The following is a 12348-nucleotide window of genomic DNA, read 5'->3' as shown; positions in this document are numbered from 1 at the left end:
TGTGTGTTCTGCCGGGTCACTGACGGAGTCCGGGGCCGCCGGGTTGGCACTCCCGGCCCCGGGCTCTCCGTACGCCCCTACAGATCGGTGGCGATAATCGGGACCGAGGCGTCCGCCACCGCCGGATAGCCGTCGGGGCCCAGCCTGATGAGCTCGGGGACGATGTCCGCGCAGAGGCCGTGGCCCTGGCAGAGCGTCCAGTCCACCGCCAGCTTCTCGCCGCTGGGGATCGACTCCTCCAGGTCCTGGTAGCCGGAGGCGGGCAGTGGCAGCACACCGAGCGTCTCGCGGCCGCAGCCGCCGTCCAGGACATGGGCGGCGAGGTCGTCGGTGAACGCCGACAGCGTCGACAGCAGGAAGCGCGCCGAACCGTCCGGGTGCTTGCACGCGCCCCGGCCCTTGACGGCCTGGGTCACTTCGCGCAGGGCCTCCAGCGCGGCGGGCCCGCCGCCGTTCAGTACGTCGGAGAGCCCGCCCGCCGCAGCGGGAAGTCCCAGCTTGCACGGGCCGCACTGTCCGGCGGTCTCGGCGGCCAGCCAGTTGGCGATCCGGAGGGACTCGCCGAGCGGGCAGGTCTCCGGCCCGATCGGCAGGATCGCGCCCGCACCCAGGGCGCCGCCGACGGTGGCCAGGGACTCGCGGGACACGACCGCGTTGTGGGAGGCGACCGCGTCGATCCAGTTGCCGTGATAGCCGCCGGTCAGGACCCCTTGGGGCAGCGGCGGCGCTCCGGCCAGCTGGAGGATGTACCGCAGCGGCACCCCGGTCGGCACCTCGATGACCATGGGCCGCGCCACGGCGCCGGAGACGGTGAGCAGGACCGTGCCGGGCTCGTTCGGCAGCCCGGTGTGCCCATAGCGGCGGGGGCCGATCCGGGCGGCTACGGCGAGCTGGGCGTACGTCTCCGCGTTCGACAGCAGGGTCGGGGAGCCGCCGACCCCGGTCTCGGCCGCCCGCTCACGCCGGCCGGGGGGCAGGGCCGGGCCGCCGTTCGCCGCCCGGATGACCGAGGACGCCTCCCCGGAGACCATGCGCTCCGGGGTGCGGACCACGCGGGCACGCAACTGCTGGCCGCGCCGGTCGGAGAGGCCGCGCTCGGCCAGTGCCGCGCGTACGGAGACCTCGGTGGAGTTACGGGTGACGGCGACGACCAGCGTGCGCGCGCCGAGCGCCTCCGCGGCCAGCAGGGCGCCGTCCAGGATCAGGTGCGGGGCGCGGTTGAGCAGGACGGTGTCCTTGCGGCAGGCGGGCTCGCCCTCGCTCCCGTTGACCACGACCACGGGGCGCACCCCGCGCCGGATCGACGCCTTCGCCACCGCCCGCATCTTCTTCCCGAAGGGGAACCCTGCGCCGCCCCGCCCGCGCAGGGATATCGCTTCGGCCAGCTCGGCCAGTCGCTCGCCGGTCATCGGTTCGAGGGGGCCGTGCACCTTCAGGTGCATGGCGAGGTCGAGCCGCTCCACCAGGTCGAAGCCGGTGGTCAGTTGCGGCAGGCCGACGACGCGGACCTCGGGAACATCGGGGAGGGGGTCGTTCACGGTCGGTCTCCTGCGGGTGCGTGCCACGGTTCGCCGGCCGGGGGCGCGGAGAACGGTCCGGTCGGCGGTTCGGCGCCGGCGCCGGTGGTGGGTGTGATGGGGACGGCCGTCTCGGAGGGCTCGGCCGCCGGAGCGGACCGGTACGGGGTTCCGTAGGAGGGTTCGTAGGAAGGAGCGGGAGTGCGGGGCATCGGCACGCTGCCGGTCGGGGGGCTGTAAGAGGGCGTCGCGTCAGCTGTGCCGTACTCCGAGGTGCCGTAGGGGGACGTCGTGTAGAGCGGCGACGCGTACAGCGGTGGTTCCTGCGGGGGCGCGTAGGTGTGCTCGGATCCTTGCGGGCCGTGGTGGGCCTGCGCGGGCGGGGCGGGGGACGGAGCGGGCCATCTGGCGCCCGGCGGGTGCGTGGCGTCAGCGGCCTGGGAGACGGCGCGGTATCCGGCCGATATCCCCGGCCCGCCCGCCGATCCGGCCCCCGGCCCGCCCACAGGGCTGTCGGCGAGCCGGTCGGAGCTGCGGGGCGGCGGTTCGTACGTCGGGGGCTGGAACCCGTACAGCATTTCTGTCGGCGCCTCGTGCAGGGGCTGCGTTCCGTGGGTGAAGAGAGGGTCCTGCAGGGAGCGGGTCTCGTCATGGGAGTGCAGCGAGCCGGACAGCGGTACGGGCGGAGGCATCGGCGGCGGCAGCGGCGCCGACAGCGTGCGCGGGCGCACCGGAGTGCCCCGGACCTCCCGGCCCGGGGCACTCCACCCCTCGGGGTCTGCCGAAGGCGGCTCCCGGTCCCGGCCGAAACCGCGCTCCGCCCCCGCCCGCGAGGACCCACGCAGCACCGGGTCCGGCGTGTCGAAGTCCGCCTCCGGGCTCATCAGCGTGCTGATCCGGTCGGTGATCCGGCGCTTCGTCGGGCGGGGCAGCAGCCGCAGGCACAGGGCGCCGGCGACGGCGGTGAGGCAGAGGCCGTACATCACCACGACCCAGGTGGCGGGCGCCCGGCCCGCGTACAGGCCGTGGACCAGCGCGGCGCACCAGGCCGGATAGGCCAGGGCGTGCAGGGCGCGCCACCGGCCCGCGATCCCGCCCGCCTCCCGGGGGGACCCCAGTGACTGTCCCAGCCGGGTGGCTGTGGGGGAGGGGTGGGCGAACGCGCTGCGCAGGGCGCCGGTCGCGGCCGTGACGACCATGAGCAGTCCGGCCAGTGAGCCGAAGCCGATCAGCCCCGCCGTACCCGTGACACCGAGGCCGAAGGGGATGAGGGCACCGAGCAGCGTCACATGCCCCAGGGCGATCTTCACGGTGCCGTGCAGCAGCAGGAAGCCGAGCGCGGCCACGGCCGTGGCCCGGTGGATGCCCTGACAGACGATCCGCTGGCGGGTGGAGAGGAACAGCCGGTCGGTCGCCAGCAGGCCCCAGGCGACGGCTGCGCTGAGGGACACCAGCGACAGGACGCCGGTGGTGAAATCGAGGGTGGCACGCAGGTCGTCGCTCCCCGCGACGGCGAGCAGAGGGACGAAAACCAGGGCGGTGACAGTCAGGCCGCCCTGTACAGGCCGACTCATTCCGGGGCTCATGCTGGGGGATACGCGGATCTTGCGATGAGGGTTCATAGGGGCGACTCCGAATAGTTCGGCAAAGCGGTCCCGTTGCCGCATGCTAGGACGCCCCATACCAACCAGTACGGGGTTTGCTCGGTTGCCCCGATAGAAGTCGGTACGCCGAGTAACCCCCGCTTCCCGAGCGTTCCCGCCGTCCCGCACGTCGCCCCAGGACTCCGCACGAAGCCCACCGGAAGCCCGCCGAACACACACCGCGTGCCCACAGGAACATCACGCGTCGGCTACTGAGGGCGACGAACGAGCAGGTGGGGGTCGCCTCGCGCAGGCGGTGTCCGCCCACCGGCTGCTCCCCGCTCCCCTCCGGGCCCGTGCGGTACCCTGACGCCATGCGTGCCGTACGCCTTCTGCTCAGCGAGCCGCGCTGAAGAGTCCCGACCGGTGAGAACGCCTGGTCGGAGTCAGCGCGGCGTCCCCTCCTGTGCGAGGGGATTTTTCGTTTCCCGGCAGATGACGATCGATGGAGCTTTGAGGATCATGAGCGAGACGAATTCCGCAGCCGAGACGGCCGCGCCGCACCGCTACACGGCGGCGATGGCCGCCGACATCGAGGCACGCTGGCAGGACTTCTGGGACGCGGAGGGGACGTACGAGGCACCGAACCCCACCGGTGACCTGGCGGGCGACCCGGAACTGGCCGCCAAGCCGAAGAAGTTCATCATGGACATGTTCCCGTACCCCTCGGGTGCGGGGCTGCACGTAGGACACCCGCTGGGCTACATCGCCACCGATGTCTACGCCCGCCACCAGCGGATGACCGGCCACAACGTGCTGCACACCCTGGGCTTCGACGCGTTCGGCCTGCCCGCCGAGCAGTACGCGGTCCAGACGGGCACCCATCCGCGGGCCTCCACCGAGGCCAACATGGAGAACATGAAGGTCCAGCTGCGCCGGCTGGGCCTGGGCCACGACAACCGCCGCTCGTTCGCGACGATCGAGTCCGAGTACTACAAGTGGACGCAGTGGATCTTCCTGCAGATCTTCAACTCCTGGTACGACGCCGAGGCCGACCGGGCGCGTCCGATCACCGAACTGGTGGAGCAGTTCGAGAACGGCACGCGGGCGGCCCCCGACGGCCGTGAGTGGAACGCGCTGAGCGCCGCTGAGCGCGCCGACCTGCTGGGCCGGTACCGCCTGGCGTACGCCTCCGACGCGCCCGTCAACTGGTCGCCGGGGCTGGGCACCGTGCTGGCCAACGAGGAGGTCACCGCCGACGGTCGCTCCGAGCGCGGAAACTTCCCCGTCTTCAAGGCCAAGCTGCGCCAGTGGAACATGCGCATCACCGCCTACGCCGACCGGCTGCTGAACGACCTGGACGGGCTGGACTGGCCCGAGGCCATCAAGCTGCAGCAGCGCAACTGGATCGGCCGCTCCGAGGGCGCCCGGGTCGAGTTCCCGGTCGACACCGCCGGTGCCATCACCGTCTTCACCACTCGCCAGGACACCCTGTTCGGCGCCACCTACATGGTCCTGGCGCCCGAGCACGAGCTGGTCGAACGGATCATCCCGGCCGCCTGGCCCGAGGGCACGCACCCGGTGTGGACCGGCGGGCACGCGAGCCCGGCCGAGGCCGTCACCGCGTACCGCAAGCAGGCCGCCGCCAAGTCCGACGTCGAGCGGCAGGCCGAGGCCAAGGACAAGACCGGCGTCTTCACCGGCGCGTACGCGACCAACCCGGTCAGTGGCGAAATGGTCCCCGTCTTCATCGCGGACTACGTCCTGATGGGCTACGGCACCGGCGCGATCATGGCCGTACCGGCGCACGACGCACGTGACTTCGCCTTCGCGCGCGCCTTCGAGCTGCCGATGCGCTGTGTCGTCCAGCCCTCCGACGACCGCGGGACCGACCCCTCCACGTGGGACGACGCCTTCGCCTCGTACGAAGCGAAGCTGGTCAACTCCGCCAACGACGAGGTCTCGCTGGACGGCCTGGGCGTCGTCGAGGCCAAGGCGAGGATCACCGAGTGGCTGCAGGAGCACGGCGTCGGTGAGGGCACCGTCAACTTCCGGCTGCGCGACTGGCTGTTCAGCCGCCAGCGCTACTGGGGCGAGCCCTTCCCGATCGTGTACGACGAGGAGGGCATCGCCCACCCGCTGCCCGAGTCGATGCTGCCGCTGGAGCTGCCGGAGGTCGAGGACTACTCGCCGCGCACCTTCGACCCGGAGGACGCCGACACCCAGCCCGAGACGCCGCTGTCGCGCAACGCGGACTGGGTCAACGTGACGCTGGACCTGGGCGACGGGGCCGGTCCGCGCAAGTACCGCCGCGAGACCAACACCATGCCCAACTGGGCCGGTTCCTGCTGGTACGAGCTGCGCTACCTGGACCCGACCAACGACCGGCAGCTGGTCGATCCGGCGATCGAGCAGTACTGGATGGGCCCGCGCGACGGGCAGCCCACCGGTGGTGTCGACCTGTACGTCGGCGGCGCCGAGCATGCCGTGCTGCACCTGCTGTACGCGCGCTTCTGGTCGAAGGTGCTGCACGACCTGGGCCACATCTCGTCTGCCGAGCCGTTCCACAAGCTGTACAACCAGGGCATGATCCAGGCCTTCGTCTACCGCGACGCTCGGGGCATCGCCGTCCCCGCCGCCGAGGTGGAGGAGCGCGACGGCGCCTTCTATTACGAGGGCGAAAAGGTCAGCCGCGTCCTGGGCAAGATGGGCAAGTCCCTGAAGAACGCGGTCACGCCGGACGAGATCTGCGCCGAGTACGGCGCGGACACCCTGCGCCTGTACGAGATGGCGATGGGTCCGCTGGACGTGTCGCGTCCCTGGGACACGCGTGCCGTGGTCGGCCAGTACCGCCTGCTGCAGCGGCTGTGGCGCAACGTGGTCGACGAGGAGACCGGCGAGGTCACCGTCGTCGACACGGAGCCCGGCGAGGACACCCTGAGGGCGCTGCACAAGGCCATCGACGGGGTCGGCCAGGACCTGGAGGGGATGCGGTTCAACACCGCCATCGCCAAGATCACCGAGCTGAACAACCACCTGACGAAGGCGGGCGGCCCGCTGTCGCGTTCGGTGGCCGAGCGGCTGGTCCTGCTGGTCGCCCCGCTGGCCCCGCACATCGCGGAGGAGCTGTGGCGCCGCCTGGGCCACACCGACTCCGTCGTCCACCAGGACTTCCCGGTGGCCGACCCGGCGTACGTCGTGGACGAGACCGTCACCTGTGTCGTCCAGATCAAGGGCAAGGTCCGGGCCCGCCTGGAGATCTCGCCCTCCATCACGGACGTGGAGCTGGAGGCGCTGGCCCTGGCGGACGCGGCGGTCGTCGCGGCGCTGGGCGGCGCCGGCATCCGCAAGGTGATCGTGCGGGCGCCGAAGCTGGTGAACATCGTCCCGGCGTGACCGCCTCCGTACGCAGGCTGCGTACGGAGTCAGGGCCATCCCTTACGGGCAGGTTGGGGGTTCCGAAGGAACCCTCGGCCTGCCCGTTCCGTTTACGGTGGAGGGGGCGACCGGTACCGGCAGCCGCATCGAGACACCGAGGGGCACTCATGACAGCCGCGATCACGATCTTGGCGCTGCTCTTCGTCGCGTTCATCGCGCTGGGCGTCTATGCGGCCGTGAAGGCCGTCGGCGCTGCCAAGCGAGGCGTGGACCGCACGATCACCCAGGCCCGTCGCACGGTGGAGGACACCACGCTCCGGGCCAAGAGCTTCGGCCAGACCGGCGTCGCGGGTGAGCTGGCACAACTCCGGCTCGCTCTGCGCACCTCGATGCGCGCCACCCAGGACGCCCTGCACGCCGGGGTCGCGGAGGACTCCTCGCTCGCGGAGTCGGTGGGCCTCTTCCGGCGGCTGAGCGCCCACGGCCTGGAGCTGGACGAGGAGCTGAAGCGGCTGGAGCGCGAGCCGGACCGGGTGACAGTCACCAGCCTGCTGCCGCAGCTGAGGGAGCGCACACAGCGGATCACGCACTCGGCGGACTCGCTGCGCTGGGCGGCCCGGGACCGCGCGCGGCAGTTCGCCGACGACGACCTGGACGCGCTGAACGCGCAGATCGACATCGAGGCCGGGGCCCTGCGGCACTGGACCGTGGAGGAGCGGCCCGGGACCTCGCAGGGGCCGGACGCCGGGGCGACGCGGGGGCGCGACGCCGGGGTGGACTGGCCCGAGCCGGCCGCCGCCGGGGGCGGCAACAGCAGCACGGCGGACGGGTCCTGGGGCGGACCGGCCCGTGAGGAGGCCCCGCAGGCGATCACCGCGCCGGACCCGCACCTGCGGACGAAGTACCCGTGGCAGAAGTCGGCCAGGCCGGAGACGACCAACTGACGGCAGGCCGTCCGGCTTCTCAGCCCGATGGGCTGGTGGCTGATGGTGACCGGACGCGTTCCGAAGTGACCGCGAATGATCGCCAGGGCCGGGGTCGGGCTCCCGCACTCCCCCCTCGGCAGGTAACCTCCGGCTCATGTCCCGCCATGTCGCTATCGTCACTGATTCAACGGCCTACCTGCCGCGCCGGACGATGGAACGGCACGGCATCACCGCGGTGCCGCTGACCGTCGTCCTGGGCGATCAGGCGCTGGAGGAGGGCACGGAGATCTCGGCCCGCTCGCTCGCCCTGGCCCTGCAGAAACGCCACTCCGTGACCACCTCCCGCCCCAGCCCCGAGGTCTTCGCCGAGACCTACCGGGCAGCGGCCGACGGCGGGGCCGACGCGGTGGTCTCCCTGCACCTGTCGGCGGAGTTCTCGGGCACGTACGATGCCGCGCTGCTCGCCGCGAAGGACGCACCGATCCCCGTACGCGTGGTGGACACGGGCATGGTCGCCATGGCCCTGGGCTTCTGCGCCCTCGCCGCGGCCGAGAGCGCGGAGGCGGGCGGCAGTCCGGACGAGGTCGTGGCGGCGGTGGAGAAACGGGCCGCCGGAACATCCGCGTACTTCTACGTCGACACTCTGGACTACCTCCGCAGGGGCGGCCGTATCGGCACGGCCCAGGCGCTGCTGGGGTCCGCGCTTGCGGTGAAGCCGATCCTCCAGCTCGACGGCGGCCGGATCGAGATGCTGGAGAAGGTACGGACGGCGTCCAGGGCCATCGCCCGCCTGGAGGAGATCGTCGCCGAGCGGGCAGGTGAGGCGACGGTGGACATCGCCGTCCACCACCTCGCCGCGCCGGAGCGCGCGGAGCGCCTGGCCGAGCGGCTGCGGGAACGTGTGCCGGGACTGGCCGACCTCCACGTCAGCGAGGTGGGCGCGGTGATCGGGGCACACACGGGGCCGGGGCTGCTCGGCGCGGTGATCTCGCCGCGGTGACGGTGCCGGATCCCTCGGACGAGTGGCCGGGATATCCACAACTGACCGGCTGTCCACAGGAATCGCGGCAGCTCAGCGGGTTGGGGCGGCTGTCCCTAACGTCGTGAGGCATGGCCCTTCGAACTTCTCGGGTTTCGATCCCCGACGCCCCGTCCGCCGCCGCTGATTACTCGTCCGCCGCTGCTCCGCCCGCGGCCTCCCCGTCTCCGGTGCCGTCTCCCCTCCCGTCTCCCCTCCCGTCTCCGATCCCGCCGTCGGCCTCGGCCTCCGGTGGTCCGGCCGCGGGAGTGGCGGCCGCCGCCGAACGTGCTCCGGCGGGCGGGCGCCGGGTGCGGCGCGGTCCCGGCAGCCGTCCGAGCGGCCGGGCGGGGGTCCGTCCCGGTGCCCGCCCTGGCAGGTACGGGTCCGCGCGCGGCCGTGCCGCCCTTGCCGCCGCGGCGGCAAGGCGCCGGGCGGACGCGCTGATGGCGGGTGCGCCGGGTCCGGGTGCGGTTGCTGAGTCGGGCCCGGGGGTGGTTGCTGAGCCGAGCCCGGGGGTGGTTCGCGAGCCGATCCCGAGTAGGTACCCGCTGCCTGACGACCGCGCGGGGGAGGACGCCCAGACCCAGGCGGGCGGGCCCCAGGCGGGCGGGCACACACAGGTTGGGCGCGTGGTGTCGGGGCTCTGGGACCGGGTGCCCTTGTGGGTGCGGATCAGGTGGGGGCTGGCACCGCGGACGCTCGCGGCGCTGGCCCTGGTGCTGGTGGCGGCCGTCGGTCTCGCCGCCTTCCACTTCTGGACCGTCCGTCCGCAAGGGGTGCGTGCGCCTGAGACGGTGGAGGCGGGGGCTGCGACGGTGGCCGAGGATTCGTTACGTGCCGAAGGCGCGGACCCGGTGCCCCGGCCGGTCGCCGGTGCACCGCCTTCCCCTCCTCCCGAACCGGCCGGGCAGATCGTCGTGGATGTCAGCGGCAAGGTGCACCGCCCGGGCGTCCAACGCCTTCCGGCCGGTTCCAGGGTGGAGGACGCGCTCCGGGCGGCGGGCGGGGTGCGCGCCGGGACCGATGTGACGGGGCTCAACCGGGCGCGCGTGCTCATGGACGGCGAGCAGGTCGCGGTGGGGCTGCCCCAGGTCCCGGCCGCCCTCGGCCCGACCGGTGGGGCGGAGGTAGCGCCGGGGGCGTCCGGCCCGGTGGCCCTGCTGAGTCTGAGCACGGCGACCAAGGAGCAGCTCGAAACCCTGCCCGGGGTCGGGCCCGTGCTGGCGCAGCACATCATCGACCACCGCACGGAGAACGGCGGATTCCGGTCCGTCGACGAGCTCCGGCAGGTCAACGGCATCGGTGACCGCAGGTTCGCCAACCTCCGACCACTCGTGCAGCCATGAACGGTCCCGAGGCGGGTGTGGCCGACCGGCACACGACCGCCGCCACGAATGGTGTGCCGGGGACGGCTCGCGCCCGGGAAGAGGGGCCGGCGGATCTGCGGCTCGTCCCGCCGGCGTTGGCGGTCTGGGCGGCCGCCGCTCTCGCGCTGGGGCTGCCGGGACGCTGGGTGGCCGCAGGGACGGCGGTCTGTGCCGTCGTGGCGCTCGCACTCCTGGCGGCCGCGTCCGCCGGGGGCAGACGGACCGCCGCGCCCTCCGGGTCGGGGCGGGCCGCCGCACCTGCTGGGCGTAAGCGAGCCGTCGCGGCGGGAGCCGTGCTGTTCTGCGCGGCGGCGGGCGGGGCCACGGCCGGACTGCACGGCGCCGACGTGTGGCGAGGGCCCGTCCCCGGGCTGGCGCAGGAGCACGCGCGGGTCGACGCCGAGGTGCGGGTGACCTCGGATCCCAGGCCGACCCGCCCCGGCGTGCGGGGCAGTCACAGCACCCCTGCCATGCTTCTGCTCAACGCCGACATCACCGAGGTGACCGCACCCGGCGGCCACCGCACCCGGGTCCGTACGCCGGTCCTCCTCATGGTCTCGACCGGGGACGACCGGGTGAGGTGGCAGGAGTTGCTGCCGTCCACCCGGCTGCGCGTCGGCGGCCGTCTCTCACCGCCCGCCCACGGGGGTGAACGCCTGGCCGCCGTCCTGCGGGTGGAGCCCCAAGGGCCACCTCGGATCACCGGAACCCCGACGGCCGTCCAGCGCGCGGCCGGGGAGCTGCGCTCCGGACTGCGGGAGGCGACGGACGGTCTCGACGCGGACGCGCGGGCGCTGCTGCCGGGGCTGGTGGTCGGAGACACCTCCAGGGTCTCGCCTGAGCTCCATGACGCTTTCAAGGCCACCGACCTGACGCACCTGTTGGCGGTGTCAGGAGCCAATCTGTCGATCCTTCTCTTCCTCCTCATCGGCCCGCCCGGATCGGCGCTGGACAGTGAAAGACGAGGTCTGGCGCCGAAGTTGGGCATCTCCCTGCGGGGGACCGCGCTGATCGGCGGAGTGCTGACGCTCGTGTTCATCATCGTGTGCCGCCCGGAGCCGAGCGTCCTGCGCGCGGCGGCCTGCGGCCTGATCACCCTTCTCGCCATCGGGACCGGCCGCCGCCGGTCCCTGATCCCCGCCCTGGCGGCGGCCGTGCTGCTCCTGGTGCTGTACGACCCCTGGCTGGCCCGGAGTTACGGGTTCCTGCTGTCCGTCCTGGCCACCGGTGCCCTGCTGACGCTCGCGCCGCGGTGGAGCGCCGCGCTCCAGCGGCGAGGGATGCCGGTCCGGTTCGCCGAGGTGCTGGCGGCGGCAGCAGCGGCGCAGGCGGTGTGCGCGCCCGTCGTGGTGGTCCTGGCCTCGCGGGTCAGCCTGGTGGCGATTCCGTGCAACCTGCTGGCGGAGTTCGCGGTGGCGCCCGCGACGGTGCTCGGATTCGCGGCGCTGGCCGTCGCCCCGGTCGCCCCGCCGGTGGCCGAACTGCTGGCGCGGGTCGCGGGCTGGCCGGCCGGCTGGATCGCCTCGGTGGCCCGCACGGGGGCGGGCCTTCCCGGGGCGGAGGCCCCGTGGCCCGGGGGCTGGGCCGGTGCCGCTCTCCTCGCGGTCCTCACGGTCCTGGCCGTGCTGCTGGCCCCTCGGCTGATCCGTCGTCCCTGGCTCTGCCTTGCCGCCGCGCTGCTCCTGGTCCTGGTCGTGCTGCGGCCGGTCCCGCTGACCCGGATCGTGACGGGGTGGCCGCCACCGGGCTGGGCGTTCGCGCTGTGCGACGTCGGGCAGGGCGATGCGATGGTGCTCGCGGCCGGGGAGGGGGCGGGCGTGGTCGTCGACGCCGGACCCGACCCCCGCTCGGTCGACCGCTGCCTGCGCGATCTCGGGGTCACCCGCGTCCCGCTCGTGATCCTCACCCACTTCCACGCCGACCATGTGAGGGGACTGCCCGGCGTGCTGCGGGGCAGGGCGGTGGGCGCGGTCCAGACGACGAGCCTCGACGAGCCGCCGGAGCAGGCTGCGTTCGTGCGGCGTACGGCGGCCGCGGCCCGGGTCGCGACGGTGCGGGCGGCAGCCGGTGAGCGACGCCGGGCGGGGCCGCTCGACTGGCGGGTCCTCTGGCCGCGCGACGGGCCCGGGGGAGCAGGGGCGGTGAAGGGGGCGGGCGGGCCGAACGACTCCAGCGTGACCCTCCACGTACGGGCCGCGGGCGGTCTGACGCTGCTGCTCCTCGGCGACCTCGAACCACCGGCCCAACGGGGGTTGCTGCACAGCCCGGCGGGGCTGCCCCGGGTGGACGTCCTCAAGGTGGCCCACCACGGCTCGGGCTTCCAGGACGCGGGGCTGCTGGAGAGCGCGCGGCCGAGGCTGGCGCTCATCTCCTGCGGTGCGGAGAACCCGTACGGCCACCCGGCACCCCGTACCGTCGACGCGCTCAGGGCCGCCGGGGCGCGGGTCCTGCGTACCGACACGGCCGGGACCATCGCGGTGACGGGCGCGGGGAAGGAGCTGCGGGCGGTGGGCCGTTCAGGACGGGGCAACTGACCGGTCGGCGGTGGCGGGGGAG

Annotated in this window: 7 protein-coding genes; 5 read left to right on the top strand and 2 right to left on the bottom strand. The window is 73.4% G+C overall.

What is annotated here, in order from left to right; all coding sequences use genetic code 11:
- Positions 1-77: 77 nt before the first annotated feature.
- Both ABZ154_RS16415 and ABZ154_RS16410 read right to left on the bottom strand, forming a co-directional pair.
- Positions 78-1538, bottom strand: a complete 1461-nt coding sequence (locus ABZ154_RS16415; protein WP_356833098.1) for an NADH-ubiquinone oxidoreductase-F iron-sulfur binding region domain-containing protein — start codon at positions 1536-1538, stop codon at positions 78-80.
- The gene (locus tag ABZ154_RS16410) at positions 1535-3091 is read right to left on the bottom strand and encodes a hypothetical protein (RefSeq protein ID WP_356833096.1); all 1557 of its coding nucleotides are present in this window, start codon (positions 3089-3091) and stop codon (positions 1535-1537) included. Before ABZ154_RS16410 ends, ABZ154_RS16415 begins: the two co-directional genes overlap by 4 nt.
- Positions 3092-3622: 531 nt before the next feature.
- On the opposite strand from ABZ154_RS16410, the gene leuS reads away from it, so the two are divergent.
- From leuS to ABZ154_RS16385, 5 genes are all read left to right on the top strand, one after another.
- Positions 3623-6496: a leucine--tRNA ligase gene (gene leuS, locus ABZ154_RS16405; protein WP_356833094.1), complete on the top strand. Its 2874-nt coding sequence runs from the start codon at positions 3623-3625 to the stop codon at positions 6494-6496.
- Positions 6497-6645: 149 nt separating this feature from the next.
- Positions 6646-7422 (top strand): hypothetical protein, encoded by a 777-nt coding sequence (locus ABZ154_RS16400; RefSeq protein WP_356833092.1) that lies wholly within the window; start codon positions 6646-6648, stop codon positions 7420-7422.
- A gap of 136 nt (positions 7423-7558) precedes the next feature.
- A complete protein-coding gene (locus ABZ154_RS16395) occupies positions 7559-8404 on the top strand; it encodes a DegV family protein (protein WP_356833090.1) in 846 nt (281 codons plus the stop codon).
- 650 nt (positions 8405-9054) lie between these two features.
- Positions 9055-9771 carry a ComEA family DNA-binding protein gene (locus tag ABZ154_RS16390; RefSeq protein WP_356833088.1) on the top strand — a complete coding sequence of 239 codons (717 nt, stop codon included), beginning with the start codon at positions 9055-9057 and terminating at the stop codon, positions 9769-9771.
- Complete coding sequence (locus ABZ154_RS16385; protein ID WP_356833086.1) at positions 9768-12326, top strand: ComEC/Rec2 family competence protein; 2559 nt, start codon at positions 9768-9770, stop codon at positions 12324-12326. Before ABZ154_RS16390 ends, ABZ154_RS16385 begins: the two co-directional genes overlap by 4 nt.
- The last annotated feature ends 22 nt before the right edge of the window (positions 12327-12348 follow it).

Source organism: Streptomyces sp. NPDC006261 (genome assembly GCF_040613515.1).
Lineage (GTDB): Bacteria > Actinomycetota > Actinomycetes > Streptomycetales > Streptomycetaceae > Streptomyces.
The sequence above is the reverse complement of the archived record's forward strand: the minus strand, read 5'-3'. Positions and strand labels throughout refer to the sequence as shown.